24 protein-coding genes, 1 tRNA gene and 2 CRISPR repeat arrays are annotated in these 25,627 nt (G+C 66.9%); of the genes, 10 read left to right on the top strand and 15 right to left on the bottom strand.

Going from position 1 to position 25,627, the window contains the following annotated elements; translation table 11 throughout:
* The first annotated feature begins 69 nt into the window (after positions 1-69).
* Genes B043_RS0108200 through B043_RS0108170 form a run of 7 tightly spaced genes read left to right on the top strand, consistent with a single transcriptional unit; the run spans position 70 to position 5,678 of the window.
* On the top strand, positions 70-1,098 hold the full coding sequence (locus B043_RS0108200; protein ID WP_018461619.1) for a fatty acid desaturase: 1,029 nt from the start codon (positions 70-72) through the stop codon (positions 1,096-1,098).
* 12 nt (positions 1,099-1,110) lie between these two features.
* Complete coding sequence (tpiA, locus tag B043_RS0108195) at positions 1,111-1,863, top strand: triose-phosphate isomerase (RefSeq protein WP_016329197.1); 753 nt, start codon at positions 1,111-1,113, stop codon at positions 1,861-1,863.
* A 47-nt stretch (positions 1,864-1,910) separates the two neighbouring features.
* Positions 1,911-2,126 carry a DUF433 domain-containing protein gene (locus tag B043_RS0108190; protein ID WP_018461618.1) on the top strand — a complete coding sequence of 72 codons (216 nt, stop codon included), beginning with the start codon at positions 1,911-1,913 and terminating at the stop codon, positions 2,124-2,126.
* Between the two features lie 31 nt (positions 2,127-2,157).
* Positions 2,158-2,484, top strand: coding sequence for a DUF5615 family PIN-like protein (locus B043_RS13425; protein ID WP_342664379.1), 327 nt, complete (start codon positions 2,158-2,160; stop codon positions 2,482-2,484).
* 46 nt (positions 2,485-2,530) lie between these two features.
* The gene (locus tag B043_RS0108180; RefSeq protein WP_018461616.1) at positions 2,531-3,652 is read left to right on the top strand and encodes a pyridoxal phosphate-dependent aminotransferase; all 1,122 of its coding nucleotides are present in this window, start codon (positions 2,531-2,533) and stop codon (positions 3,650-3,652) included.
* Positions 3,649-4,689 carry a pyruvate dehydrogenase (acetyl-transferring) E1 component subunit alpha gene (gene pdhA, locus B043_RS0108175; protein ID WP_018461615.1) on the top strand — a complete coding sequence of 347 codons (1,041 nt, stop codon included), beginning with the start codon at positions 3,649-3,651 and terminating at the stop codon, positions 4,687-4,689. Before B043_RS0108180 ends, pdhA begins: the two co-directional genes overlap by 4 nt.
* Positions 4,683-5,678 (top strand): alpha-ketoacid dehydrogenase subunit beta, encoded by a 996-nt coding sequence (locus B043_RS0108170; protein ID WP_016329192.1) that lies wholly within the window; start codon positions 4,683-4,685, stop codon positions 5,676-5,678. The genes pdhA and B043_RS0108170 overlap by 7 nt, the downstream gene beginning before the upstream one ends.
* Before the next feature lie 74 nt (positions 5,679-5,752).
* Here B043_RS0108170 and B043_RS0108165 read toward each other — a convergent pair whose 3' ends face one another.
* On the bottom strand, positions 5,753-6,136 hold the full coding sequence (locus B043_RS0108165) for an HI0074 family nucleotidyltransferase substrate-binding subunit (RefSeq protein ID WP_026234192.1): 384 nt from the start codon (positions 6,134-6,136) through the stop codon (positions 5,753-5,755).
* Between the two features lie 49 nt (positions 6,137-6,185).
* On the opposite strand from B043_RS0108165, the gene hemL reads away from it, so the two are divergent.
* From hemL to B043_RS12360, 3 genes are read left to right on the top strand one after another with little or no spacing between them, the layout of a single operon-like run.
* On the top strand, positions 6,186-7,460 hold the full coding sequence (gene hemL / locus B043_RS0108160; protein WP_018461613.1) for a glutamate-1-semialdehyde 2,1-aminomutase: 1,275 nt from the start codon (positions 6,186-6,188) through the stop codon (positions 7,458-7,460).
* Entirely contained in the window at positions 7,460-8,758 is a 1,299-nt protein-coding gene (gene mnmE, locus B043_RS0108155) for a tRNA uridine-5-carboxymethylaminomethyl(34) synthesis GTPase MnmE (protein ID WP_018461612.1), read from the top strand. The genes hemL and mnmE overlap by 1 nt, the downstream gene beginning before the upstream one ends.
* A gap of 21 nt (positions 8,759-8,779) precedes the next feature.
* Positions 8,780-8,995, top strand: a complete 216-nt coding sequence (locus B043_RS12360; protein ID WP_018461611.1) for a hypothetical protein — start codon at positions 8,780-8,782, stop codon at positions 8,993-8,995.
* On the opposite strand, the gene purH is transcribed toward B043_RS12360, so the two are convergent.
* The 14 genes from purH to B043_RS0108080 all read right to left on the bottom strand — a co-directional run bounded on the left by purH (position 8,985) and on the right by B043_RS0108080 (position 24,637).
* Complete coding sequence (gene purH, locus B043_RS0108145) at positions 8,985-10,475, bottom strand: bifunctional phosphoribosylaminoimidazolecarboxamide formyltransferase/IMP cyclohydrolase (protein ID WP_018461610.1); 1,491 nt, start codon at positions 10,473-10,475, stop codon at positions 8,985-8,987. The two genes, B043_RS12360 and purH, sit on opposite strands and share 11 nt — an antisense overlap.
* A 9-nt stretch (positions 10,476-10,484) precedes the next feature.
* Positions 10,485-10,967, bottom strand: coding sequence for a pantetheine-phosphate adenylyltransferase (gene coaD / locus B043_RS0108140; RefSeq protein ID WP_016329187.1), 483 nt, complete (start codon positions 10,965-10,967; stop codon positions 10,485-10,487).
* Positions 10,968-11,483 (bottom strand): RsmD family RNA methyltransferase, encoded by a 516-nt coding sequence (locus B043_RS0108135; RefSeq protein WP_016329186.1) that lies wholly within the window; start codon positions 11,481-11,483, stop codon positions 10,968-10,970.
* Between the two features lie 10 nt (positions 11,484-11,493).
* Entirely contained in the window at positions 11,494-12,972 is a 1,479-nt protein-coding gene (locus tag B043_RS0108130; RefSeq protein ID WP_018461609.1) for a Na/Pi cotransporter family protein, read from the bottom strand.
* A 44-nt stretch (positions 12,973-13,016) separates the two neighbouring features.
* A tRNA-Pro gene (locus B043_RS0108125) sits at positions 13,017-13,093 on the bottom strand.
* Between the two features lie 105 nt (positions 13,094-13,198).
* Positions 13,199-15,118: a CRISPR direct-repeat array (repeat unit 29 nt; unit sequence CGGTCCATCCCCACGCGTGTGGGGACTAC).
* 57 nt (positions 15,119-15,175) lie between these two features.
* A complete protein-coding gene (gene cas2e, locus B043_RS0108120) occupies positions 15,176-15,532 on the bottom strand; it encodes a type I-E CRISPR-associated endoribonuclease Cas2e (RefSeq protein ID WP_016329184.1) in 357 nt (118 codons plus the stop codon).
* On the bottom strand, positions 15,492-16,463 hold the full coding sequence (gene cas1e / locus B043_RS0108115) for a type I-E CRISPR-associated endonuclease Cas1e (protein ID WP_018461607.1): 972 nt from the start codon (positions 16,461-16,463) through the stop codon (positions 15,492-15,494). Before cas1e ends, cas2e begins: the two co-directional genes overlap by 41 nt.
* A gap of 3 nt (positions 16,464-16,466) precedes the next feature.
* Positions 16,467-17,084: a type I-E CRISPR-associated protein Cas6/Cse3/CasE gene (gene cas6e / locus B043_RS0108110; RefSeq protein ID WP_018461606.1), complete on the bottom strand. Its 618-nt coding sequence runs from the start codon at positions 17,082-17,084 to the stop codon at positions 16,467-16,469.
* A complete protein-coding gene (gene cas5e / locus B043_RS0108105; protein WP_018461605.1) occupies positions 17,059-17,745 on the bottom strand; it encodes a type I-E CRISPR-associated protein Cas5/CasD in 687 nt (228 codons plus the stop codon). Before cas5e ends, cas6e begins: the two co-directional genes overlap by 26 nt.
* A 1-nt stretch (position 17,746) precedes the next feature.
* Positions 17,747-18,871 carry a type I-E CRISPR-associated protein Cas7/Cse4/CasC gene (gene cas7e, locus B043_RS0108100; RefSeq protein WP_018461604.1) on the bottom strand — a complete coding sequence of 375 codons (1,125 nt, stop codon included), beginning with the start codon at positions 18,869-18,871 and terminating at the stop codon, positions 17,747-17,749.
* Complete coding sequence (gene casB, locus B043_RS0108095; protein ID WP_018461603.1) at positions 18,868-19,368, bottom strand: type I-E CRISPR-associated protein Cse2/CasB; 501 nt, start codon at positions 19,366-19,368, stop codon at positions 18,868-18,870. The genes cas7e and casB overlap by 4 nt, the downstream gene beginning before the upstream one ends.
* Positions 19,365-20,843 carry a type I-E CRISPR-associated protein Cse1/CasA gene (casA, locus tag B043_RS0108090; RefSeq protein ID WP_018461602.1) on the bottom strand — a complete coding sequence of 493 codons (1,479 nt, stop codon included), beginning with the start codon at positions 20,841-20,843 and terminating at the stop codon, positions 19,365-19,367. The genes casB and casA overlap by 4 nt, the downstream gene beginning before the upstream one ends.
* A gap of 57 nt (positions 20,844-20,900) precedes the next feature.
* Positions 20,901-23,651, bottom strand: coding sequence for a CRISPR-associated helicase/endonuclease Cas3 (locus B043_RS0108085; protein WP_018461601.1), 2,751 nt, complete (start codon positions 23,649-23,651; stop codon positions 20,901-20,903).
* Positions 23,652-23,665: 14 nt separating this feature from the next.
* Complete coding sequence (locus B043_RS0108080; protein ID WP_018461600.1) at positions 23,666-24,637, bottom strand: helix-turn-helix transcriptional regulator; 972 nt, start codon at positions 24,635-24,637, stop codon at positions 23,666-23,668.
* Between the two features lie 163 nt (positions 24,638-24,800).
* Positions 24,801-25,622: a CRISPR direct-repeat array (repeat unit 29 nt; unit sequence GTAGTCCCCACGCCCGTGGGGATGGACCG).
* Positions 25,623-25,627 lie beyond the last annotated feature (5 nt).

The raw sequence follows: 25,627 nt of genomic DNA, 5'->3' as shown, positions 1-25,627 counted from the left end.
TTAAGATGGTCCTCTCATCCCCCTCACAGGGTACAGAGTAAACTGAAGGCACTCCCTAGAAGGAGTGCTATGGACAAGCCCAAACCCCAAGACTGGATCCCCCTCATCAAGCCCTACGCCAAGCCGGACACCCTAAGAAGCCTCCGCCAGGTGGCGGACACCCTCCTCCCCCTCCTCCTCCTCTTCTTCCTGGCCCACAAGGCCCTCTCCGTCTCCCTTCTCCTCACCCTGGCCCTGGATATGGTGGCCGCCCTTTTCCTGGTGCGGCTTTTCATCCTCCAGCACGACGCGGGCCACGGCTCCTTCTTCCCCAAGAGGTGGATGAACGACCTCCTGGGCTTCTTCACCGGGGTGCTCACCCTGGTGCCCTACCACCACTGGCAGCTCTCCCACGCCCGCCACCACGCCACCAGCGGCAACCTGGACAAGCGGGGCGTGGGGGACATCTACACCATGACCCTGGAGGAGTACCTGAAGGCCACCCCCTGGGAGCGCCTGAAGTACCGGGTCTACCGGAACCCTTTCGTGATGTTCTTCATCGGGCCGGTGTACGTCTTCATGCTCTCCTACCGCCTGCCCCTGGGGTACGGATCGGACAAGCCCTCGGTGAGGAACAGCGTGGCCCTCACCAACCTTTTCCTCACCCTCCTCCTCGCGGGCATCGTCCTCCTCTTCGGCGTGAAGACCCTCCTTTTCGTCTACCTCCCCATCCAGTACCTGGCGGGCATGGTGGGGATCTTTCTCTTTTATGTCCAGCACCAGTTTGAGGACGCCTACTGGGAGCACGACCCCCGCTGGGAGCACCTGAAGGCGGCCATGGAGGGGAGCACCTACCTGAAGCTCCCCAAGGTCCTAGAGTGGCTCACGGGGAACATCGGCTTCCACCACATCCACCACCTGGCCCCCAAGATCCCCAACTACCACCTGCCCAAGGTCCAGGAGGAGGTGGACCTGGTGAAGGTGGCCCCCACGGTGACCCTAAAGGATGCCTTCCAGATCGCCTTCGCGGACCTGCACCTCCACGACGAGGAAAAAAGGAAGCTGGTGGGGTTTAAGGAAGCCCACCGCCGCCTGAGGCAAAAGCCGGCCAGGGCCTGATAAGATGGCCCCATGCGCCGGGTGCTGGTGGCAGGCAACTGGAAAATGCACAAGGTACCCTCGGAGGCCCGGGTCTGGCTTGCGGAGCTGAAACGGCTCCTCCCCCCCTTGGATTCCGAAGCGGCGGTCCTCCCCGCCTTCCCCATCCTCCCCGTGGCCAAGGAGGTCCTGGGGGGGAGCCAGGTGGCCTACGGGGCCCAGGACGTCTCCGCCCACCGGGAGGGGGCCTACACCGGGGAGGTGTCCGCACGGATGCTGAAAGACCTCGGCTGCCGCTACGCCATCGTGGGCCACTCGGAGCGCCGCCGCTACCACGGGGAAACCGACGCCCTGGTGGCGGAGAAGGCGAAAAGGCTTCTAGAGGAGGGGATCACCCCCATCCTCTGCGTGGGGGAGCCCCTGGAGGTCAGGGAGCGGGGCGAGGCCGTGCCCTACACCCTGAACCAGCTCCTGGAAAGCCTCCGGGGCGTGGAGCCCCCTGCCCCCGAGGCCCTGGTGGTGGCCTACGAGCCCGTCTGGGCCATCGGCACCGGGAAAAACGCCACCCCCTCCGACGCCGAGGCCATGCACCGGGCCCTCCGCCAGGCCCTCTCCGAGCGGTACGGGGCGGGCTTTGGGGAACGGGTGCGCATCCTCTATGGGGGGAGCGTGAACCCCAAGAACTTCGCCGACCTCCTCTCCCAGCCCAACGTGGACGGGGGCCTGGTGGGGGGGGCGAGCCTGGAGCTGGAAAGCTTCCTGGCCCTTCTCCGCATCGCGGGGTAGAGGTTTGCCCGTCCCCCAGCCTAGGGAAAAGCACCTACAATGAAAGCATGGGCTGGGAAGAACGGATCACCGTTGACCCTAAGGTGATGGGCGGCAAACCCTGTATCCGGGGCATGCGCATCACCGTGGGTACCCTTCTGACCCTCCTTAGGCACCAAACCCCGGAGGAGATCCTCCAGGACTACCCGTATTTGGAGCCTGAGGACATAGACGCCGCCTTAGCCTACGCTGCCCACCTTGCAGACCAGGAGGTAAGGGCCTGAAGATTCTGGTGGATGTCAACCTTACCCCCAGGTGGGTCGGGTTTCTGGGGGAGCATGGCCTCATCGCTGTCCATTGGTCCTCTTTAGAAGCCCTCAACGCCAAGACGAGGAGCTACTTGAAGCCGCAATCCGGGGAGAATACGTGCTCCTCACCCATGACCAGGACATGGGAACCCTCCTTGCGCTCAAGCAGACCACCCAGCCCAGCGTGGTGTTGCTCCGCACCAGCGACCTAAGGCCTGGGGTGGTAGGCCCGAAGCTGGTAAGTATCCTGAACGACCTACGGGAAGATCTGCAGGCAGGCGCCTTGGTGGTGGTAGAGGACGAGCGGATCCGCCTGCGTCGGTTACCCATCTAAGGCCCAACCCTCCCAATGCGCACGCCCAAGGTCTAGACTTAAGATCATGCGCCTCCACCCCCGGACCCAAGCCGCCAAGGAGAGCATCTTCCCCAAGATGAGCGCCCTGGCCGCGAGGCTCGGGGCGGTGAACCTGGGCCAGGGCTTCCCCTCCACCCCCCCGCCCGCCTTCCTCCTCGAGGCCGTGGGGCGGGCCCTGGGCCGCTACGACCAGTACGCCCCCCCGGCGGGCCTGCCCCTTTTGCGGGAGGCCTTGGCCGAGGAGTTCGGGGTGGAGCCCGAGGGCGTGGTGGTCACCTCAGGGGCCACGGAGGCCCTTTACGTCCTCCTGCAAAGCCTGGTGGGCCCCGGGGACGAGGTGGTGGTCCTGGAGCCCTTCTTTGACGTGTACCTGCCGGACGCCTTCCTGGCGGGGGCCGAGGCCAGGCTGGTCCGGGTGGACCTCGGGGAAGAGGGCTTCCGGCTGGACCTAAAGGCCCTGGAAGGGGCGGTCTCGGAAAGGACCCGGGCCCTCCTCCTCAACGCCCCCATGAACCCCACGGGCCTGGTCTTCCGGGAGGATGAGCTTAAGGCCGTGGCCGAGCTTGCCCGGCGGAAGGGCCTCTTCCTCATCTCCGACGAGGTCTACGACGAGCTCTACTACACCCCCTCGCCCCCACCCCGCCTAAAGGACCTCGCCCCGGAGCGGACCTTCACCGTGGGGAGCGCGGGGAAGCGCCTCGAGGCCACCGGCTACCGGGTGGGCTGGATCGTGGGGCCGAAGGACTACATGGGGACCCTGGCGGGGATGCGCCAGTGGACGAGCTTCTCCGCCCCAAGCCCCCTGCAGGCCGGGGTGGCGGAGGCCTTAAGGGTGGCGCGGCGGGAGGGGTTTTACGAGGCCCTGCGGGAGGGCTACCGGAGAAGGCGGGACCTCCTCTACGAAGGCCTAAAGGCCCTGGGCCTCAAAGCCTTCCTCCCCCAGGGGACCTACTTCCTCATGGCCGAGCTTCCGGGGTGGGAGGCCTTCCGCCTCTTGGAAAGGGCGCGGGTGGCCCTCATCCCGGGGGAGGCCTTCTACCGGGAAAACCCGCCCCAAGGGCTTTTCCGCTTCGCCTTCTGCAAGAAGGAGGAGGAGCTGGAGCTCGCATTGGAGCGCCTTGGGGCTGTGGTAAACTCCCAGGCGTGAAGCTAAAGCCAGTGGGGTACCTGGAAAGAGGCGAGCTTCCCCTAGAAAAGGGGGAAGCCTTGAGGCTGTACCGGGCCATGCGGCGGGCCCGGTTTTTTGATGAGAAGGCCATGACCCTCCAGCGCCAGGGGCGGCTTGGGGTCTACGCCCCCTTCATGGGGCAGGAGGCGGCCCAGGTGGGGGTGGGCCTGGCCCTGGGGGAGGGGGACTGGGTGGTGCCCTCCTACCGGGAGACGGCCCTCCTCCTCACCCGGGGGGTGCCCATCCACGTCCTCCTCCTCTACTGGCGGGCCCACCCCGCGGGCTGGGGCTTCCCCGAGGGGGTGCGGGCGGTAAACCCCTACATCCCCATCGCCACCCAGATCCCCCAGGCGGTGGGCCTGGCCCTGGCCGGGCGCCACCGGGGGGAAGGGTGGGTGGTGGCCACCAGCATTGGGGACGGGGGGACCAGCGAAGGGGACTTCCACGAAGGGCTCAACTTCGCCGCGGTCTTCCAGGCCCCGGTGATCTTCCTGGTGCAGAACAACGGCTACGCCATCAGCGTGCCCCGGCATAGGCAGATGCGGGTGGACTACATCGCCCGAAAGGCGGAGGGGTACGGGATGCCGGGGGTGGTGGTGGACGGGAACGACGCCGTGGCGGTGTACCTCGAGGCCAAGAAGGCCGTGGAAAGGGCCCGCAAGGGGGAGGGCCCCACCCTCCTGGAGGCCCTCACCTACCGTCTGGCCCCCCACACCACCTCCGACGACCCCTCCCGCTACCGCACCCGGGAGGAGGAGGAGGCCTGGCGGAAGAAGGACCCCGTCCTCCGCTTCCGCAAGGCCCTGGAGGAGGGGGGGCTTTGGGGGGAGGAGGAGGAAAGGGCCCTCCTAGGGGAGCTGGAAGAGGAGTTCGCCCGGGAGCTCGCCCTTGCGGACAGCGCCCCCGAGCCCCGCCCCGAGGAGATCGTGGAGCACGTGTACAAGGAGATGGGCCCCGACCAAAGGCGGGCCTTTGAGGCCTTGAGGCAGGGCCTTCACCTGGAGGAGGTATGGTGAAGGAAAAGACGCGGGTCCTGAACATGGTCCAGGCCATCAACGAGGCCCTGGACCTGGCCCTGGCGCAGGACCCCAGGGTCCTCGTCTTCGGGGAGGACGTGGGGCGGCTTGGGGGGGTCTTCCGGGTCACGGAGGGGCTCCAGGCCAAGCACGGGGAGGCGCGGGTCTTTGACACCCCCCTGGCGGAAAGCGGCATCCTGGGGCTGGCCATCGGCCTGGCCATGGGGGGGATGCGGCCCGTGGCCGAGATCCAGTTCGCGGGCTTCCTGTACCCCGCCCTGGACCAGATCCTCTCCCACCTGGGCCGCTGGCGGCACCGCTCCCGGGGGCGGGTGGGGCTTCCCGTGGTGGTGCGGGCCCCTTACGGGGGCGGGGTCCACACCCCGGAGCAGCACGCGGACTCCCCCGAGGCCATCCTCTGCCACACCCCGGGGGTGAAGGTGGTGATCCCCTCTAGCCCCGAAAGGGCCAAGGGCCTCCTCCTCGCGGCCATTGAGGACGAGGACCCGGTCTTCTTCCTGGAGGCCATCAAGCTCTACCGGGGGGCGCGGGCCGAGGTTCCGGAGGGCTACTACACCCTCCCTCTGGGGAAGGCCAGGGTCTTAAGGGAAGGGAAGGCCGCCACCCTCATCGGCTACGGGGGGATGGTGGAGGTGATGCTGGAGGCGGCGGAGGTGGCAGGGCGGGAAGGGGTGGAGGTCACGGTGGTGGACCTGGAAACCCTGGTGCCGCTGGACGAGGAGACGGTCCTCGAGGCCGTGCGGGCCACGGGGCGGGCCATCGTGGTCTACGAGGCCATGCGCACCGGCGGCTTCGGGGCGGAGGTGGCGGCCAGGATCGCGGAAGGGGCCCTGGACTACCTCCAAGCCCCCGTCCTCCGGGTGGCGGGGTACGATGCCCCCTACCCCCCCTTTAGCGCCATCGAGCACCTCTACCGCCCGAACGCCCGGAGGGTCCTCGCCGCCCTGAGGAAGGCCCTGAGCTACTAGGCCCCCCGCCCAAGCGAAAGCTTGGGCGGGGGGTCCAAAAAAAGCCAGGCCCGGGCTTTGGCGGACCCAGCCCATCAGCGCTCCTCGCGGGCCAGCTCGGCTTCGAGGCGCTCAAGGAGGGCTTTAAGAAGGCTTAGGGCCTGGGGAAGCTCGCTGTAGACCCGCTCGGCCAAAGCCTCATCGTAGGTGTGGCTGGTTAGGTTGCGGAGTTCCAAAAGCCCAAGCCACGGACCCTCCTCCACCAAGCCCACCTCGTAGGCCAGCCGGAGGGCCATCCGGGGCGAGCGGGCCTCGAGGCCCTGGACCTCCAAGTAAGCCTTGAGGGCCTTCCAAGCCAGTTCAAAGCAGAACTCAAACCGCTGGATAGCGGAGTCGCGAACGAACTCGTCTTTAGGATGAGCCAAGGCCGCCTCCAAGCGGGCCACCGCCCGCCCCAAGGCCTCCGTCTCTTCCGTCAAGGTGGCCGGGGCCCACGCCTCGAGGGCGGGGGGCGGTAAAGTAAAGGGGATGGACCGCACGCGTTCCGAAGCGCTCTTCCAAGAGGCCCAAAGGCACATCCCGGGCGGGGTATCCAGCCCCGTGCGCGCCTTCCGCGCCGTGGGGGGCACCCCCCCTTACCTGGTCCGGGGGGAAGGGGCCTACGTGTACGACCTGGACGGGAACCGCTACCTGGACTACGTCCTGAGCTGGGGGCCCCTCATCCTGGGCCACGCCCACCCCGAGGTCCTGAGGCGGGTGCAAAAGACCATGGAAGGGGGCCTCACCTTCGGGGCCCCGCACCCCTTGGAGGTGGAGCTCGCCAAGAAGGTGAAGCAGGCCTACCCCTGGGTGGACCTGGTGCGCTTCGTGAGCTCGGGGACTGAGGCCACCATGAGCGCCTTGAGGCTCGCCCGGGGCTACACGGGGCGCGACCTTATCGTGAAGTTCCGGGGGAACTACCACGGCCACGCGGACGGCCTCCTGGTGGAGGCGGGAAGCGGGGCCCTCACCTTCGGGGTGCCCACGAGCGCCGGGGTCCCCGAGGCCTACGCCCGGCTCACCCTGGTCCTGGAGTACAACGACGCAGAAAGCCTCCGGGAAGTCCTAAGGACGCGCGGGGAGGAGATCGCGGCCATCATCTTTGAGCCCGTGGTGGGGAACGCCGGGGTCCTCGTCCCCACGGAGGCGTTCCTACAAGCGCTCCACGAGGCCAAGGAATACGGGGTCCTCCTCATCGCCGACGAGGTCATGACCGGCTTCCGCCTGGCCTTTGGCGGGGCCACGGAGCTCTTTGGCCTCAAGCCCGACCTGGTCACCCTGGGCAAGGTCCTGGGCGGGGGCCTCCCCGCCGCGGCCTACGCGGGAAGGCGGGAGGTCATGGAGAAGGTGGCCCCCCTAGGCCCCGTCTACCAGGCGGGGACCCTCTCCGGGAACCCCCTGGCCATGGCCTCGGGGCTCGCCACCCTGGAGCTCCTGGAGGCAAACCCGGGGCACTACGCCTACCTGGAGGATCTGGGAAAGCGGCTGGAGGAGGGCTTAAGCGCGGTCCTCACGGAGAAGGGCATCCCCCACACGGTGAACCGGGTGGGGTCCATGCTCACCGTGTTCTTCACCGAAGGCCCGGTGCGCACCTTCGCCGAGGCCAAAAGGACGGACACGGAGCTTTTCAAGCGCTTCTTCCACGGGCTTCTGGACCGGGGCGTCTACTGGCCCCCTTCCAACTTTGAGGCGGCCTTCCTCTCTGTGGCCCACACGGAAGAGGACCTGGACCAGACCCTGGAAGCCCTACGCCACGCCCTCTGATGCACCTCAAAGACCCCATCTGCGCCGTGGCCACGCCCCCGGGGAAGGGGGCCATCGGGGTGGTGCGCCTTTCGGGGAAGGGCGCTTTGGAGATCGGGGCCCGGGTCTTCCGGGGCAAAGACCCCAGGGGGATGAAGGGGGGGCGGTTCACCCTGGGCCACCTGGTGGACCCGAGGACCGGGGAAGCCATAGACCAAGCCCTCCTCCTCGTCTTCCGCGCCCCCCGGTCCTACACCGGGGAGGACCTCCTGGAGTTCCACCTCCACGGCTCCCCCGCGGTCCTCCGCCGGGCGGTGGAGGCCCTCCTCGCGGCGGGGGCCCGGATGGCGGGGCCGGGGGAGTTCACCTTGAGGGCCTACCTCAACGGGAAGATGGACCTGGCCCAGGCGGAAGCCGTCCTGGCCCTCATAGAGGCGGAAGGGGAGCTTGCCCGGCGGCAGGCCCTGCGGGGCCTCGAGGGGGCCCTCTCCCGGCGGATAGAGGCCCTACAGGGTAAGCTCCTGGACCTCCTGGCCCACGTCCAGGCCCTCCTGGACTACCCCGAGGAGGGGGTGGAGCCCCACGAGGCGGCAACGGTCATCCGGGAGGCCCTTGGGGAGGTGGAGGGCCTTCTCGCCCAGGCCCGGGCCTCGGCCCTGGCCCAAAGGGGGGCCCGCCTGGCCCTCATCGGGGCTCCGAACGCGGGGAAGAGCAGCCTCCTGAACGCCCTCCTCGGCTACGAACGGGCCCTCGTCTCCCCCATCCCCGGCACCACCCGGGACTACCTCGAGGCCCCCCTGGAGCTCTTCGGCATCCCCCTCGTGGCCGTGGACACCGCGGGGGTGCGGGAGACGGAAGACCCCATTGAGCGGGCCGGGGTGGAAAGGGCCCTGAGGATCGCGGAGGAGGCGGACCTGGTGCTGTACCTAGCGGACAGCAGCGCCCCCAGGCCTACCCCGCCCCCCCTTCCCCCGAGGACGATCTACGTGGCCACCAAGGCCGACCTCCCGCCCCTTTGGGAAGACCCCCGGTACCTCCGGGTTTCCAGCCTCACGGGGGAGGGGCTTCTGGCCCTAAAGGCGCGCATCCGCGAGGCCCTCCTGGGGGAGGGGGGGGAAGGCGGGGTCTTCCTCAGCGGCCGGCAGAAGGAGGCCCTCCTCCGGGCCAAGGAGCGGCTGGAGGAGGCCCTCACCCTCCCCGAGGACCTCATGGGCCTGGCCCTGGAGGAGGCGGTGCGGGCCCTGAACGCCCTTCTCGGGCGGGACGTGACGGAAGAGGTGGTGGACCGGGTCTTCCGCAACTTCTGCGTGGGCAAGTGAGGGCCCGGCTATAGTAAGGGTATGCCCGCCCTCTACCTGCGGGAAGAGCTTTACCGCCTGGCCCAGGCCAAGGCAGAGGCAGAGGGGCGCACCCTGGAAGAGCTTTTGGAAGAGGCCCTAAGGGAGAAGCTCCTAAAGGAGCGTACCAGGAAACCCCTTCCCACCTACCGGGGAACGGAACCCTTTGACCTCACTCCTGAGGTCATCAAGGTTCTTTGGAAGAGGTCTAGTGTTTAAAATGCCGCACCCCGGTGAAGACCATGGCGATCCCGAGCTCGTCCGCGGCCCGGATGGAGTCCTCGTCCCGCACGCTGCCCCCAGGCTGGATGATGGCGGAAACCCCGTACTGGCCCGCCAGGCGCACCACGTCGTCAAAGGGGAAGAAGGCATCGGAGGCGAGCACCGCGCCCTTCGCCCCTTCCCCGGCGGCCTCGAGGGCGTGCCGGGCCGCCTGGAGGCGGTTCGTCTGCCCCACCCCGATCCCCAGGGTCACCCCCCCCTTGGCCACCACGATGGCGTTGGAGCGCACGTGCTTCACCACCTTCCAGGCGAAAAGGAGGTCCTGCCACTCCGCCTCGGAAGGGGCCTTGGCTGTAACCACCTTGGGGGCCATGGGGTCTTCCGTGTCCGCGTCCTGGAGGAGCACCCCGCCCCGGAGGCGGCGGAGGTCCAGGTAGGGCCCTTGGGCCAAGGACGGGACCTTAAGGAGGCGGAGGTTCTTTTTCTTAGAAAAGACGGCCAGGGCCTCTTCCGAAAAGCCAGGGGCGAGGACCACCTCCAAAAAGACCTCCCCCATGGCCCTCGCCGTGGCCCCGTCCACCTCCCGGTTGAAGGCCACAATCCCGCCGAAGATGGACACGGGGTCCGCGGCGTAGGCCCTTTGGTAGGCCTCGAGGGGGCCTTCCCCCAGGGCCACCCCGCAGGGGTTCTGGTGCTTCACCGCCACGCAGGCCGGGGCCTCAAACTCCGAGACCAGGTTCCAGGCGGCCTCCGCGTCCAGGTAGTTGTTGAAGCTCATGGCCTTGCCCTGAAGGACCTGGGCCTGGAGAAGGGGCCCCTCCTCCCCCTCCACCCGGTAAAGGGCCGCCTCCTGGTGGGGGTTTTCCCCGTAGCGCAGGGGGGAAACCCTTTTCAGAACGAAAAACTTCTCCTCAGGGAACTTCTCCCCGGCAAGCCATTCCGCAATGGCCGCGTCGTAGGCCGCGGTGTGGGCGAAGGCCTTGCGGGCGAGCGCGCGCCGGAACTCCGGGGTGGGGCCCTCCCTTAGGGCCTCTAGCACCGCGGGGTAGTCCTCGGGGTCGCAGACGGGGAGGACCGCCCGGTGGTTCTTGGCCGCGGCCCGGAGCATGGCCGGGCCCCCGATGTCGATCTGCTCCAGGGCCTCCTCAAAGGAAGCCCCCCGGGCCACGGTCTCCCGGAAGGGGTAGAGGTTCACCGCAAGGAGGGCGATGCGCTCAAAGCCAAGGGCCTTCAGCTCCTCCTCCTGGTCGGGCCGGGCGAGAAGCCCCGCGTGCACCTTGGGGTGGAGGGTCTTGACCCGGCCCTCCAGGACCTCGGGGAAGCCGGTGAAGTCGGAGATGTAGGTGACGGGAAGGCCGGCTTCCTTAAGGGCCCGGTAAGTCCCCCCCGTGGCGAGAAGGCCAAAGCCGAGCTCCAAAAGCCCCCGGGCGAAGTCCACCAGGCCCCGCTTGTCCGAAACGGAAAGGAGCGCCTTCATAAGGGGATTTTACCGGCCGAACTTGGCCTTTAGGGCCCTTAGGGTGGCCGGGGGGACCAGCTTGGACACGTCCCCCCCATAGCGGGCGATCTCCTTCACCATGGTGCTGGACACGAAGGAGTAGCGGGTGGCGGAGAGGATGAAGAGGGTTTCCAAGCCCGGCAGGAGTTGCCGGTTCAGGTGGGCCATCTGGAGCTCGTACTCGTAGTCGGAAACCGCCCTCAGCCCCTTCACGATGGCCTGGGCCCCCACCCGCTTCACGAAGTCCACCAACAGGCCGCTAAAGGTGTGGGCCTCCACGTTGGGGAGGTGTTGGGTGGCCTCCCGGACGATGGCGAGGCGCTCTTCCGCGCTGAAGAGGTACTGGCCCCGCTTGTTGGGGTTTTCCAGGATGGCCACCGTAACCTTTTGGAAAAGGCGGCTCGCCCGCTGGATCACGTCCAGGTGGCCGTTGGTGAGGGGGTCAAAGCTTCCCGGATAGACCACGTGCATCTAGACCTCCACCAGGGTAAGGGCGTTCTCCCCGTAGACCCGGCGCTCCCCCAAGGGGAGGTGCAGGCCCTTGGGGTGCTGGAGGATGTAAAGCCCCCCCGGCTCCACCAGGCCGCTTTCCAGGAGGAGGGCGAAGGCCTGGGCCAGGTCCATGGGGTAGGGCGGGGCCATGAAGGCCACGGTGTACCGCTCCCCCCGGGCTTTGGCCTCGGGGAGGAAGACCTCCACGGGCAGGGGAACGAGGCGCACGGGAAGGCCGGTGCGGCGGATGTTCTCCTTTAAGAGGCGGATGGCCTCGGGGTCCTTCTCCACCAGGGTGGCCTGGAAGCCCTCGCTGGCCGCCTCGAGGCCCACCGCCCCGCTCCCCGCGTAGAGGTCCAGGAAGGCCCCCCGCCTGGGGTAGCGGAGGCGCAGGTAGTCAAAGAGGGCCTTTCTGAGCCTCACGGGCGAAGGCCGGGCAGAAGGGGGCACCAGGAGGGGCACGCCCTTGGCCTTCCCACCTAGAATCCGCACCACGCCCCCTAGCTTATCCCGAAAGGAGGAGTTCGCAAAGCCGCACCACCCCCTGATCCAGCTCGTCCAGGGTGATGAGGAGGTCCAGGTGGGCCAGGGTGGAGGCCCGGGTCTCGGGGCGGGCCCCTTCCAGCCGTTGCAGGTGGGCCCGGCGCAGGCGGTCCAGGAAAAGGGCCATCTCCTCCCGCCCCCGCGCCACCTCCTCCGCCAAGGCCTTCTCCCCCGTGGCCAGGGCGGCGGCCATGCGCTCCAGCCGCCCCAGGACCCGGCTTGCCGCCTCCAAAAGCTCCTCCTTCCCCTCGGGGCTGAAGGTGAGGCCCTGGGCCCAGAGCTTTTCCACCTGCCGCACCACCCGGCGCACCAAATCCCCCAGGTGCTCCAGCTCGCTGGCCATCACCAAAAACCGCACCGCCCGCTCCTCCCCTGTGCGGGCGGAAAGCTCCGCGGTGTAGAGGACCACCTCCCGGGTCAAGCGGTCCACCTTGGCCTCGAGCTCCTCCAGGCTCCCCTCCCCTCCCTCCTCCTGGGCCAGGATGCGCACCGCCAAAAGGAGCATGCCCCGCACCGCATCGGCGATGCGGGCGATCTCCCGCTGGGCCAGGGCGTAGGCCAGGGTGGGGGTTTCCAGGGCCTCCCGGGAGAGGTACTTGGGGGCCACCTGGGGCCTGGGAAAAAGCCCTTCCGCCAGGGCCTCATACCGCCGCCCAAGGGGCAGGAAAAGGAGGGCGTAGAGGAGATGGCTAAACCCGTGGAAGGCCACCGCCCCATAGGGCCAGAGGAAGAGGAGGGGGACGAGGCCAAGGGAAAGGACCAGGCGGTGGAGGAGGAGGACCGTCCCCAGGCGGTAGGCCTCCTTCCGGCCCCCTAGGCCCGCCAGGAAAAGGGCCCCCGTGGCCCCCACCCCACCCCCCAGGGTGAGGGCCAAAACCCCCTCCGGGGCTAAGGCCGCCCCCAGGGCCAGGGCCAAGGCGGCCACCGCGTTGGCGGAGCCCAAGAGGAAGGCCAAGAGGAAGCCCGAAAGGTAGTACCCCCAAAGGGGCAAAGGGAAGGCCTTGAGGACCTCCCCCGCCTCCCCCACCGCCTGGGCCATGTGGGAAAAGCCCAGGAAAAGGAGCCCAAGCCCCAGGAGGAAAAGGCCAAAGCGCCTCAAAGGGGGGACGAGGAAGGGAAAAAGCCCGAGAAGGAGGAACACCCCCCCAAGCCCTCCAGGCAGGAGCAGAAGCCCCACCCAAAAGGCCGCCCCCGCGGTGGCCCCCAAGGCGAGAAGGGCCGCCCCCCCAAGGCCCACCACCCCCCCTTCCAGAAGCCCCAGGGCCAGGAGGCCCACCCCGGTGCCGCTTCCCGAAAGGGCCCCTAAAAGGACCCCCGCCCCGAGGGCCCGCCCCCCCAGGGCCTGGGCCAGGAGGTGGCGGCGCCCCTTCAGCCCCGCAAGCCCCTCGGCGAGGAGGTGGAACCCCAAAAGGAGAAGGGCAAGGCCGGGGAAAAAGCCCATGGGGGGCAGTATACCCAACAAAAAACCGGCCCGGAGGCCGGCTTTGGTCGGGGAGACTGGATTTGAACCAGCGACCCCCTCGTCCCGAACGAGGTGCGCTACCGGGCTGCGCTACTCCCCGTAGCGTCCACCAGTATAGGGAGAAGGGGCGGGTTTGTCTACAGGGTACTCTTCCCCACGCGTGTGGGGACTACATGTAGGGAAGGTCCAGATTTTGGCGAACCTGCGGTCCATCCCCACGCGTGTGGGGACTACCAACCGTTGCCGTAGACCTGAGCCTCGTAGACCGGTCCATCCCCACGCGTGTGGGGACTACGTGGGGGTCATAAGCGCTACTCAACGCCCCTACGGTCCATCCCCACGCGTGTGGGGACTACACGGAGGCTAGGCCCGGTAACCGGAACAATGCCGGTCCATCCCCACGCGTGTGGGGACTACATAATATCGTCCTGGACCAGGCGTACGATAGCCGGTCCATCCCCACGCGTGGGGGGACTACGGCTGGGGGGAGAGGAGGAGCTGCGCTACATCCGGTCCATCCCCACGCGTGTGGGGACTACACGATTCTGACGGAAGCCGAGCATTGGTTTGTCGGTCCATCCCCACGCGTGTGGGGACTACGCGGCCCGTCCCTCAATAGCGCCTAGAATCCCGGTCCATCCCCACGCGTGTGGGGACTACTGGGAAAAAACTACCGGGGAGAGGATTTCTCCCGGTCCATCCCCACGCGTGTGGGGACTACGTGGGGCTCACCACGGGGGTGGCCCTGGCCTACGGTCCATCCCCACGCGTGTGGGGACTACCCGATGGTATCGGGCTCGGGTTTCAGGATAAACGGTCCATCCCCACGCGTGTGGGGACTACCCCATGCGAGGCGGGTTTTCCAGTAACCGTACCGGTCCATCCCCACGCGTGTGGGGACTACGCCTTAGCCTTAGCCTCTGAAGCCGCCTTAACCGGTCCATCCCCACGCGTGTGGGGACTACCCCATGCGAGGCGGGTTTTCCAGTAACCGTACCGGTCCATCCCCACGCGTGTGGGGACTACGCCTTAGCCTTAGCCTCTGAAGCCGCCTTAACCGGTCCATCCCCACGCGTGTGGGGACTACAAGGGCCCTCTATCGGTAATATTCGCTAAAACCGGTCCATCCCCACGCGTGTGGGGACTACCCCGTACTCCTGGCGGAACGCCGCCCGAACCTCGGTCCATCCCCACGCGTGTGGGGACTACAGGTGGCCCGGAACCCGGCCCGGTTCCGGGTCCGGTCCATCCCCACGCGTGTGGGGACTACTTTCAACCTTTTCCCCCAGGGGGCGAGGAGCGCGGTCCATCCCCACGCGTGTGGGGACTACCTCTTCCAGCGCCTTCTAAACCGCACGGAGCGCGGTCCATCCCCACGCGTGTGGGGACTACGCTTGTCCTCCGGGCCCAGGACCCGGACGGGGCCGGTCCATCCCCACGCGTGTGGGGACTACTCGAGGTGGACATCGGGTTCGCGAACCCGGCCCGGTCCATCCCCACGCGTGTGGGGACTACGAGGCCGGTATCCCCTACGCCGAATGGGCGGCCGGTCCATCCCCACGCGTGTGGGGACTACCTCGCCAGGCTCTCCACGCTCCCGATGTCCACCGGTCCATCCCCACGCGTGTGGGGACTACCCGTAGGCCCGTTTGGCATGGCCGCGGCCGCTCGGTCCATCCCCACGCGTGTGGGGACTACTGGTGGGCTTTCGCCGGGGGCGGCGGGTAAACCGGTCCATCCCCACGCGTGTGGGGACTACGGCATGGGGGCGGGCTTGAAGCTGGGGTCACCCGGTCCATCCCCACGCGTGTGGGGACTACGAGGCCCGGGAGTACCGCTACTTCAGCCCCGCCGGTCCATCCCCACGCGTGTGGGGACTACGAGGGGATTCCCGCGGCCACCGTGGTCCGGGACGGTCCATCCCCACGCGTGTGGGGACTACGGCGGGGGGATGGCCGCCCAGTCCCGTTCCATCGGTCCATCCCCACGCGTGTGGGGACTACGTGGCCCTCATCCGCAAACACGCCTGGAAGAGCGGTCCATCCCCACGCGTGTGGGGACTACCTTGGCTAGGCCGCCGTTAGCGGATAGCAGCCCGGTCCATCCCCACGCGTGTGGGGACTACACTTGACCAGGACGGCAAGAGCCCGAACTTACCCCCTGCTATGTGTCTTAAGAGGAGTTAGTCCAGGTTTTTCTTGTCAAGATCCCCGCGCAACTTGGGTTGGGTCCGCTTTAGCTTTTCAGCTTTGCGGACGGCTTCCGCGTTGCGCACCGCCACCAACACTATACCATCAAAGTCCCTCAAGGCCCGGTCTTGATAACCGTGAAGCCTAAGGGAAAAGCCCTGCTCGTTGTTGGTGCGCCAGGCCATGGCGCACCGCCCATCACCGGCTTTCTCCACAACCTTGGCCCAAAGGAGGTCGCGCACGGTGGCGCTTACGCGGCCTACAAACACTCCTGTATCCAGCTCCAGAAGCCAGCGGGTGAGTTCACCCCTAAGACTCTTCGGTACCTTCTCCAGGATCATCACCACCATAGGCCACGCCCCCTTCCACCTCGCCTTCGGGGTCCCATAGGCCCCCGGGGCGGGTGGGATCTTCCTCTATGGGGTCTTCTTCCTCCGGCAAGCCAAGGCTAGAAAAGAGGTCCAGGAGGTCGTCCACCATGCGCTCCAGGAGTTTTCCTGCCTCTATCCGTTCCCTCAGGGCCCTCCGCACCCGCCGCTCCACCTCTAGATCGGACTCGGCCACGGTAAGAAAGGCAGCGGGGATGAGGTACTCCGTTTTGTAGAGGTCGGCAAGGTCGTAGACGAAGGAAAGGAGCTTACCAGTGTGGATGAAGCCCAAGGAAGGGCTAAACCCGGCGCTGACGATGGCCGCGTGGGCTAGGCCATAAAGGTAAGCGGCCCCCGCGGAAAGGGCCCGATTGACCGGGTCGGAGGCCGCCCAGTTGCGGCGGTCGTAGCTCCGGCCGTGCCAGGGCACCCCGGTTTCCTGGCTCCAGCGGGTGTAGGCGCTCCGGACCCGGACCCCCTCGAGGCCCCGCACCTGCTCCAGGCTCAGGTCCCGGGGGAGGGGATCGGAGAAGCGCTTGGCGTATAGGCGGTACACCACCTCCAAGTGCAGCCTGGGGTCGGCCCAGGCCCGGGCCTGGCGCTGGAGCCGAAGGGCGCTCCGGGTATCCCCGAGGCCTTGGGCGTAGAACCGAGCCAATCCCTCTCCCACCCAGCACACCGTGCACCCGTTCCCGGCAAGGGCCCGCACCGCCGCGTGGGTGATGCGGGTGCCCGGGCCCAGGAAGAGAACCCCCAAGGCCGCCACCGGCACCAGGGTGAGCCCCTCGCGGTCATAGACACCGATGCCCTGGGCCTCCTGTTCTATGAAGGCGTGCTCCACATAGAGGTAGGAAAGGCCATCCCGGAACTTGGGGAGCTCCTTCAGGTTGCGGGTGTTGGGCACCGGGGGCATGGTCTAGCGGGCCAAGGAAAGAAGGCCCAGGCCCAAGGCCTTGCCGGGACCAATCCCCCGGGCCAGGGTGGCTTTGGCCTTTTCCGGATCCTGCACCTCCAGGCGCCCCTCAAACAGCACCACCTGGACCTGGACCTGCCCTTCCTTCCGTCGTACCTCCCAGAAGGTGTCCTGGAGGATGCGCACCGCAGGGCCTTCTTCCCCCTCAAGAAGGCGGAAGCCCCCCTCCTGAAGGCGCCGTTCCAGCCAGCCCACCTTTTCCAGCCAGGTTTTCAGAGCTATCCGCTTACCCGTGGCCGCAAGCCGCTTGCTGGGGTTGGCCTTGAGGCGGAAGCGAAAGACCTGCCCGGGCTGGAAGGTTGGTTCAAAGGCCTTGGGAGGGAAGATCTCGGCGTAATCCTCTTCCAGAACGCTCCAGTCCGGCTCGGTGAGGGTTTGGACCAGGACCACGGGGAGCTCTGTGGTCCGGGAAGGCTCCTGGCGCCAAAGAAGCCTTTCCCGGCCTTCCTTAAGGGCCTCGGAAACCGCCCGGGAAAGGGTGCGGTGCATCTCGTAGGGGTTAGCGAGGTCCCGCCGGGCGGCCCGGGAGCGGGGGTTAAGCACCAGCTTGCTGATCCACATCCGCCACCTCCCAGGTAGGGGGTCCCTCCGGCACCTCTTCCTTGGGGAGGAGCCGCTCCTCCACGTAGCGGGCGGCAAAGCGGCGCTCGGAAAAGGGCCCCACCGGCTGGTCGTACACCAGGCGACCGGTTCGGGCCTCGAGGGCCAACAAAAACCCACCCTCGGGCTTTTTGGGGACCAGACAGGGGTAGGCCTTTAGAGCCTCCTCCAGCCCTTCTTGGCGAAGGCCATCGGGAAGATAAGGAGGGGGGCTTGGGACATACCCCTTCCGCCCCAGGTAGAGGGGAAAGTAGGGGTTTTTCAGCGCCTGGTGGAGTTCCTTAAGAAGATCCTCTTCCCCCTCCACCCCTACCAAAAAAGCCGCATCTGAAAGGTAATAGCGCCAGCTCTGAACATTTTTCATGCCCCCAAGGTCCGCCGTCAAAACCCCTTGGGCCGTCTGGTAGTCCACCTTCAGCACCCCCTTCCGGTCCACCCGCACCCCTAGCCGAAAAGCGGCCAGGTCGGAGATGTCCTCCTTCCGATCCCGGCCCAAAGCGGCGGCCAGGAGCCCCACCACCCCGCTTTTGGTGGGGTAGGGCCAGGTGTCCCGGTAATCAAAGCGGCTCCGCACGCCCCAAGACTGCATGGGGCCCCGGAGCTGGAGGAGAAGGGTGGGCATCCTAGCCTCCCAAAAAGGCTTCCAGGGCCTCTTCCGCTTTCTCCTTAAGCATGCCGAAGGAGTCCACCACCGGGAATCCATCCACTTTGGCCTCGGTGAGGTTCACCCCGGCCTTCCACTCGGGGCTAAGGGGCCCGTACACCCGGTCAAACTTGGCCCACTCCCTAAGGAGGGCCTCCACGGAAAGCTCCGAAAGGGCCCGGTCCTCCCTCGGGCGGATGGGCTTTTCAAAGGCGGTAGCCAGGTTCCGGGGCAGGCCCTCCCCGGTCCGGAAGGCCACAAAGAGGGGCGGGTTATGGGCGGCGAAGCTGTTTTGCTTGCCCGAAGGCAGGGTAAGGGCAAAGGCTTCCAGGAAGGCCAAGACCCCCTTCCGGACCAGTTCCCGATCGTTTTGCAGGTTTTGCAGAAGCTTTTCCAGATCCACCACTGCGTAGCGGTAAAGGGTGGCGGAGTAGAACTCCACGTCTCCCATCATCCCGGCCCCGGTGTCTTCCTTAGGGTTTAGGTCGTCCACGGCGGTGTAGAAATCAAACTCTCGGTCCACCTTGTGGGTGGAAAGAGCGTGGGCCACCTGGGCCGCGGCGTCCACCCCAAGCTCTGGCCGGTCGGCCAGCATGCGACCGAAAAGGGCCAGGTCCACAGCCCTACCGCCGTCAAAGATACCCTCCAAGGCCTTTTTCACCTCGGCGCTGACCTCGCTCTTCTTCTTCCCTTTAGCCTCGCCTGCGGCCAGGGCCTCTAGGTGGGCTCCGATGGCCTGCGCCAATCGGTCTAGTTCCATTTCTCCAAGGAAAAGAAGGTACTCCGTCTGGCCTTCCTTTACCCCAAGGCCCACGGCGTTAAGGGCGTTTTCCACCGCCAGCGCCGCCTTTTCCCGGGGGTGCCCCTGGGCCTCGAGGCGCCTCAAAAGCTCCGCCACCACCCGCTTGGTGCGGATGGCCCGTTCGACCTCGTCCAAGAGCCCATATTCTTTAAACGCCACCCGCACCGCCCGCTTCTGCGCCTGGCTGGAGATGCGGGCCCGGCGCACCCCGCCAAAGAGGGCGTCCTTGGGGCTTCCCGTGTCGTCCCGGTTCAGGTTGCTGGGGGCCACCGTCTGCAGGATGTGCACTTCAAAAAGCTTCATGCCTTCACCTCCTCCTTCTCCTCTTCCTTCACGCCGTAAAACTCCCTCGCCCAACGGGCCTGCACCCTCCGGTCCGGGCTAAACCAGGCCAATAGGTCTTCCAAAAGCCGCGCGAAGTCCAAACCCCCTTCTACCAGGACCACGCTTTGCCTTAGCCGGAAGGCGATCTGGTCCCGGTCCGCATCCAAAAGGGCCAGAAACCGATGCTCCACACTGGCGGAATCCCCTGCCTTTTCCCGTAGGGCCTGGGCCAGGGTACGCCCTTCCCGGTGCTCCCCGTCCTTGAGGGCGTAGAGGGCCGCCACCAGGTAGTAGGCCTCCCGGATCCATCCCTCCGCTTCCCCGGGTAGAAGGGGCTCCACCATCCCAATGGCCGGGGGATAGGTCCCGGGCTCAAAGGCCAGGCTCCGCCTCAGGGCGGCCCGGGCCGGGGTCCAGGTCTTGCGCCCTTTAAGGTCCTCAAGCCGCGCCAGAAAAACCCTTGCTCCTTCCTTCACCGCTTCACCTCCTCCTTTTCCGCCAGCAGGGAAAGCAACAAGGCTTCGCCCTTGGCCAAGGCTTTTAGGTGCCGGGCCCCGGTGCCCAGGGCGACGCGCGTGGCCGCCCAGGCCTCCAGGGCCGCCCGCCTAAGGGCCTCCTCCCAAAAGGCCCTATCCCCCTCCTTACCCAGGCGCTCCAGGAGAGCAGGGAAACTACCGTCCAGGGCATGCCAGTACAGGCGCTCCAAAGGCAGGGAGGCGGCAAAGGCCGATAGTTCCCCCGGCTCGCCACTTCCCAAAACTTCCCGGGCCATGAGGAAGGCCAGCCCCCTTAGACCCCGCCCCAACGCCTCCGCCCTTTCCAGGGCTGGACCCAGGTTCAGCTCGGCCTTGACGGAGAGGACCTTAGGGGGCAGGGGGTAGACCTCCCGGCGCATGTCCAGGATCTTGGCCTGATCGGAAACCTGGCCCAGGACGCGCAGGCCTCGGGTTGGAAGGGGGTCTAGCCCCTCTTCCTCCAGGTAGCCCAAAAGCTCGTCGGCGGCGTTCACGGTGGAAGGCGGAGCCCCCTCCACTTGGGGGAGCATAGCCCCAAAATCCCGCCAGAAGGCCTTTTCCACACTGAGCCGCAAGGGAAGGAGGTTGCCTTTGGCGTCCTTCCGGTAAGCCACCATGGGGTCACGGAAGGCCACATCCAGCGGCTCTACCCCAGGGCCATAGGCCATAAAGCGCACCCCGTCCCCCTCGTCCAGAAGCCGCACCCCCCGGCTGGGCCAGGTGTAGACCCGGGTTACTCCGGAAAGGGGCCACTTGGTCTTGTGGCCCTCGAGGTCCTCTAGGCGCAACGGAGGGACCTCCCAAAGGGGTGCGTCCTCCCCCTTTTGGTAAGGGACCAGGTTGAAAAGGAGGGTTTCAAATAGGTTTGTCCCCGTGGGCAAGAAGGCCGCCGCCCCGGCCAAGGGGGCTCCGTTGGCCGAGGGAACCCCATGGCGGCGCAGGAGTCCGCCGGGAGTGAAGGTCTGGTGGACTAGGAGGGCCCGGGCCGCCTGGGCGTAGCCCACCTGGGGAAGGTTCTCCTCCGTGGTGTGGTCAAAAAGGGTGGGGTTGTTGCCGCTGGCCAGCTCAGGTAGAAGCTTGCTCCAGGGAAGGGGATCCTTCTCGGGCAGGTCGGCCACCTGGAAGAAGGGGGCCTCCTCGTGGAAGAGGTAAAAGCGCGCCCGGTAGCGGTCCAGGTATTCCCGGATGGGCTCCAAGGGAAAGTGGCCCTCCTGCCACCAAGCCCCCACCTCCTCCACCCGGGAAGGCCCCCCAAGGGCCCGGTGCAAGACAGCCAAGAGGAGACGGTGCAGGGCAGCCTCTTCCAGGGGGGAGGGGGTTTCTATGCGAGCGATCTCCGGCGCCTTTAGAAGGGCTTCCTCGAGGCCCACCTCCTCCACCCGCCCCCCTCGGAGGACGGGGATCCAGGGCTCTTCCAGAAGGTTGAACTTGGCCACGGTGCGCTCCTCCTTGTTCAGAACGTTACCACCCCAACCCGACAACCCCTGTCGGATTCAACCCCGGAGGTAGACCACCCCCAGCTCCGGGTCCAGCTCCACCCGGAAGGTGCCCTTGCCTTCCCCGAAGGTCCGCCCCACCTCCAAGGGCCGAAGGCCCCGCAGAAGGCCCACCTTCTTCCAGGCGGAAGGGGGCTCTTCCCGGGAGAGGTCCCGGGGGATGGGAAAGCGGGAAAGCCGCACCGCCCGCCGGAAGAGGGCCTCCGCCTCTTCCCGGCCGATCTCGCCCCTAAGGCGTACAGGGTGCCGCCCTTCCCGGTCCAGGAAGAGCCCTTCCCCCACCCGGAAGAGAGGCACCACCGCCACGCTGGGGTCGCCCAGCCGGGTTAGGAGGCGCTGGGTTTCGGGTTTTTCCTCGTCGTCTTCCAATCCTAGTTCCGCCGCCATCCCCGCGCTGTCCCCCAAGGCCAGGAGCTTTTCCAGCTGGGAAAGGGAGAGGTTGCGGGCGGTTTCCTCCTCCTTCTTGCGGCGTTCTTCCAGACGACGGAACCCCTCCTCAGCCCGTTTCCTAAGGGGTTCGGGGAAGCCCTCAGGGCCTGCCTCGTACACGGCCTCCAGAAGGGCCTCGAGGTCCTCAGGGATGCGCAAGGTGGCGCGGCCCTCCAGGGCCTTCCCGGTGGCGAGGAGGATGAAGTCTTCGTACACCCGGCTCCAGTAAAGGGGTTCCCCAAAGGAAAGCCCCTCCGGCACCCCCAAAAGGAGCCGGGGGTGGGCGTGGGCTTCTGGGCGTCCGCGCTCATGGCGGTGGAGCCTCCCTGCCCGCTGGAAGACGAGGTCCACCGGGGCCAGGTCGGTGTAGAGCAGGTCAAAGTCCAGGTCTAGGCTCTGCTCGGCCACCTGGGTGGCCACCAGGATGGCCCGCTCCGGCCTAGGACCCCCTTTGCCGAAAAGGGCCAGGGCCACGCTCTCCCTCAGGGCCCTTTCCTCCGCGGGGAAACGGGCATGGAGGAGAAGGACCAGAGTGCCGTCTTGGAGCTCCTTCCCTACCACCCAGTGGGCCTTCTCCGCTTTGGCCTCCAAGACCTCCTGCCAAGGGCCCTGCCCCCCGGAGCCCAAACGCTCCACCAACCCCTCCAGGGTGAGGGGCCGGCCCTGGCCTAGGGCCTGGTAGAGCCTTTGGGCCCGGTCCACGGTGTTCACCACCGCCCCCAAGGCCCCCGGCAGGGAGGCCAAAAGGCGGGCCGCCAGGGCCTCTTCCTCCACGGGAACCCGCTCCAGGGCCACTTCCACCCTCCGGGCGGGGGGAAGGGCCTCCACCCTCAGCCCCCCAGCTCCCAGAAGGGCCACCCGGGGGTAAGAACCGAGGGCCGCCACCTCCTTTGCCCCCCAGGCGGAAAGGAGGGCCTTCCTACGGGAGGGGGGCAGGGTGGCGGTCATGACGATGGCGCTGGAGCCCAGGGCCCGAAGCCAGCGGAGGAGGGCTTCCAGAAGGCCTGAGGTGTAGACGTCATAAGCGTGGACTTCATCCAAAACCACCACCCGGTTCATGAGGCCCCAAAGCCGGATGAAGTGGTGCTTCACCCGCAGAACCCCCAAGAGGGCCTGGTCCAGGGTGCCCACCCCATGGGGGGAGAGCATGGCCCGCTTCCGGGCGGAGAACCAGGCGGAGGCCACCACCCCTTCCTCTTCCCCTTCGCCTACCCTTTCTGGATGGATCTTCTCCAGTAAATCCCCATACTCGGGGTTCAGGAGGGCAGATCCGTGCTGGAGCTGTAGCTCCACCGCTCCTGCCGAAGCCCTTTCCAAAAAGGCCCGCACCCGCGGAAAAAGCCCGTTGCCCGTGGCCTGGGTGGGCAGGGCCACGTAAAGGCCCCGGTGGTCTAGGGCCCGCTGTAAAAGGTGGTGGGCGTATAGGGCGGCCTCGGTCTTCCCCATGCCCATGGGGGCCTCCACCAGGAGGAGCACCGGCTCCTCCACCCCCTGAAGGAGGGCCGGGACCGCCTCCTGCAAGGGGTTGGGCCTGGGAATATAGGGAAAGAGCTCCTGGAAGCCCTTGGCCTCGGGGGGCCTGTAGGGGCGCCAGCCAAGCCTATCCAGCCCCTTTTGGGCCAGCTCCAACGCCTCCGGCCAGTAGGTGGGGGTTAAGGGATCTCGTCCATAGGGGAAAAGGGCCGGGTCGGAGGCCACCCAGTCCGCAAAGGAGGCCAGGGCCATCACCCTGAGGATGGCCTCTGGGCGGGCGTTTTCCACCTTGGGGTAGACCACCCCTAAAGTGCGGGCCACCTCGTCCAGAAGCCAGGCGCGTACCTCCCACCAGGGACCGGCCTCGAGGCGAAGGTGAAGCCTTCCCTGCTTTTTCTCCTCGGCGGTGGCGGGAAAACCGTGGTGGGCCCCCAAAGCCGTGGCCAGATCCCCAGCCACCACCTTGGAAAGCCCCCTTTCCCCCAAAAGCCTTCTTAGGAAAAGATCGGTAAAGACTCCGTGGGCTACCCAATGCGCTTTCAGGTCCTCGTCCCACTCAAGCCCTGCTCCCCGTACCCGCCTGGCGCCCTCTTCCCAGGCCAGCTGGAAGATGGGACTGGCCTTGCCCAGGTCGTGCAGGCCCACCAGGAAAGAGGCCCAGGATAGGGCCTCCTCCTCGGAAAGACCCCAATCCTGGGCGTATAGATAAAGGGTTCGTGAGGGCTCGCGGCGGAGGATCGCCCAGGCCACCGCCGCCGTGTCCAGCATGTGGGCCAGGAGGGGATGGTAAGGGGTTCCGCTTTTCGCCCAAAGGGCCAGGGCCGCTTCGGGAATGGTCCCGTTCACGCGCCCAGCTTACCTTAGACTGCCGACATTTCCTGTCGGGTTCCATACTGTTCCCACACCTTACGGGCCTCCTCCAGCCAAAGGGAGCGAAACTCCGGGGGAGACAGCACCTCCACCCGGGGGCCGAAGCTCTGGATCCAGGCCAACACCTCCCAAGGCACCCCGCCCTTAAAGGGCACTGCGGGAAGGCGGGCCAAAAGCCCCCCATCGGGAAGCTCGGCTTCCACCTCGAGCCCGGGGTAATCCCCTTCCAAAACCCGCCAGGCTGCCTCAGGGCTAAAGCGAAGCCGCACCTCCACCGCGCCTTCCCGTGCCCCCACCACCCCCCAGGCCTGGCGCAGATAGGCGCTTGGGTCAAAGTCCGGGGGGAACTCGTAGGTGTCTTCCAGAAGGCGGGTGTTGCGCATACGGGAGAGCTTAAACGTGAGAATGCTTTTGTGATAGGTTCTCTCGTACCCGATGGCGTATAGGCCCAGGTTGGTGCGGTTGGCCTCCAGGAAATACACCTGAAGCTCCTTGGGCCGCCAGTTTTTGGAGCCGCCCGAGCGGTATTCAAAGGCCAAGACCCGCCTTTCCAAAAGCGCCCGGGCCACCATCTCCAAGGTGCGGGAGTCTCCGGCTTTGGCCTCGAGGCCTTTCGTGCTTTGCAGGAGAAGTTCCCGTAAGGGGTTTGGAAGCATACGGGCTAGCTTTTCTAAGGCGCTCCCGTACTGCTTTGTCGGGGCTTGGTGGTAGAGAAGCCTTCCCGCAGCGAAGAGGGCCAACGCCTCTACAGGGTGAAGGGGAGGAGAGGAAGCCCGAAGGGCATACTGCCCCCGGCCCACCCGTTCCACGGCGTAGCCCTGCTCCCGGAGGGCCTCGAGGTCGCGCTCCACCGTGCGCTCCGTGACCCCATAGCGGCGGGCCAACTCCCCAACCCCATGAGGGCGGAGGGCTAAGCGATCCACCAGGTCCATCAGCCGGGCGGTTTTGTTTTTCCGCTCCATGTTCTTCTCCAAGATACCGCTAGGCTATGCTAAGCTATGGGGGATAGCCTCCTTCTTCTCTCCGCCCCTTCCTCGAGGCTATGGGCACCTTGAAAAGTTGTCCTGGATCCTAAAAAGACACATAGAGGGGGTCCAGGGGTGTTTTTTGCCGTCCTGGTCAAGTGTAGTCCCCACGCCCGTGGGGATGGACCGGCCTCCAGGTCCCGGATGTCCCAGCCGTGGATGTAGTCCCCACGCCCGTGGGGATGGACCGAGCCTCCAGAAAAGCCCTTGCCGCGTCCAAAGGTAGTCCCCACGCCCGTGGGGATGGACCGATGGCCATGTTTCCCTCCTAGATGGTGGAGTTGTAGTCCCCACGCCCGTGGGGATGGACCGGCGTCTTCGGCCTTGGCGCCCTCCTGGAGGCCGTAGTCCCCACGCCCGTGGGGATGGACCGGCGGCGTTTGAGGCGGAGCGGGAGCGCATCCTGTAGTCCCCACGCCCGTGGGGATGGACCGCCCAAACCATCGCCATCGGCCCGGACGGGGAGGTAGTCCCCACGCCCGTGGGGATGGACCGGCGGCGTTTGAGGCGGAGCGGGAGCGCATCCTGTAGTCCCCACGCCCGTGGGGATGGACCGCCCAAACCATCGCCATCGGCCCGGACGGGGAGGTAGTCCCCACGCCCGTGGGGATGGACCGGCGGCGTTTGAGGCGGAGCGGGAGCGCATCCTGTAGTCCCCACGCCCGTGGGGATGGACCGGAGGTGGTAGCGTGGGCGTTCGCGGGGACTTTGTAGTCCCCACGCCCGTGGGGATGGACCGCTGGACCCGCCCCTCTCCCAGGCGAGGAGGTTCGTAGTCCCCACGCCCGTGGGGATGGACCGAGATGGCGTCCTCATAACGGAGGCGGATGTGCGTAGTCCCCACGCCCGTGGGGATGGACCGGGCGGTGGCGGGGGTGGGGCTCCTGCCCCTAGTAGTCCCCACGCCCGTGGGGATGGACCGGCACG

Source organism: Thermus oshimai DSM 12092 (assembly GCF_000373145.1).
Classification (GTDB): domain Bacteria; phylum Deinococcota; class Deinococci; order Deinococcales; family Thermaceae; genus Thermus; species Thermus oshimai.
This window is presented reverse-complemented; position numbering and strand designations above follow the sequence as displayed.

What these genes read in the sequence shown, in the direction of transcription:
- cas1e (WP_018461607.1), bottom strand. Translation starts at nt 16,463, where the DNA reads ATGCCCCCGGTGCCCAACACCCGCAACCTGAAGGAGCTCCCCAAGTTC.
- B043_RS0108080 (WP_018461600.1), bottom strand. Translation starts at nt 24,637, where the DNA reads ATGGAGCGGAAAAACAAAACCGCCCGGCTGATGGACCTGGTGGATCGC.
- cas2e (WP_016329184.1), bottom strand. Translation starts at nt 15,532, where the DNA reads ATGGTGGTGATGATCCTGGAGAAGGTACCGAAGAGTCTTAGGGGTGAA.
- hemL (WP_018461613.1), top strand. Translation starts at nt 6,186, where the DNA reads ATGGACCGCACGCGTTCCGAAGCGCTCTTCCAAGAGGCCCAAAGGCAC.
- purH (WP_018461610.1), bottom strand. Translation starts at nt 10,475, where the DNA reads ATGAAGGCGCTCCTTTCCGTTTCGGACAAGCGGGGCCTGGTGGACTTC.
- mnmE (WP_018461612.1), top strand. Translation starts at nt 7,460, where the DNA reads ATGCACCTCAAAGACCCCATCTGCGCCGTGGCCACGCCCCCGGGGAAG.
- tpiA (WP_016329197.1), top strand. Translation starts at nt 1,111, where the DNA reads ATGCGCCGGGTGCTGGTGGCAGGCAACTGGAAAATGCACAAGGTACCC.
- B043_RS0108130 (WP_018461609.1), bottom strand. Translation starts at nt 12,972, where the DNA reads ATGGGCTTTTTCCCCGGCCTTGCCCTTCTCCTTTTGGGGTTCCACCTC.
- B043_RS12360 (WP_018461611.1), top strand. Translation starts at nt 8,780, where the DNA reads ATGCCCGCCCTCTACCTGCGGGAAGAGCTTTACCGCCTGGCCCAGGCC.
- cas7e (WP_018461604.1), bottom strand. Translation starts at nt 18,871, where the DNA reads ATGAAGCTTTTTGAAGTGCACATCCTGCAGACGGTGGCCCCCAGCAAC.
- B043_RS0108190 (WP_018461618.1), top strand. Translation starts at nt 1,911, where the DNA reads ATGGGCTGGGAAGAACGGATCACCGTTGACCCTAAGGTGATGGGCGGC.
- coaD (WP_016329187.1), bottom strand. Translation starts at nt 10,967, where the DNA reads ATGCACGTGGTCTATCCGGGAAGCTTTGACCCCCTCACCAACGGCCAC.
- cas5e (WP_018461605.1), bottom strand. Translation starts at nt 17,745, where the DNA reads ATGCCCACCCTTCTCCTCCAGCTCCGGGGCCCCATGCAGTCTTGGGGC.
- cas6e (WP_018461606.1), bottom strand. Translation starts at nt 17,084, where the DNA reads ATGTGGATCAGCAAGCTGGTGCTTAACCCCCGCTCCCGGGCCGCCCGG.
- B043_RS0108200 (WP_018461619.1), top strand. Translation starts at nt 70, where the DNA reads ATGGACAAGCCCAAACCCCAAGACTGGATCCCCCTCATCAAGCCCTAC.
- B043_RS0108180 (WP_018461616.1), top strand. Translation starts at nt 2,531, where the DNA reads ATGCGCCTCCACCCCCGGACCCAAGCCGCCAAGGAGAGCATCTTCCCC.
- B043_RS0108170 (WP_016329192.1), top strand. Translation starts at nt 4,683, where the DNA reads ATGGTGAAGGAAAAGACGCGGGTCCTGAACATGGTCCAGGCCATCAAC.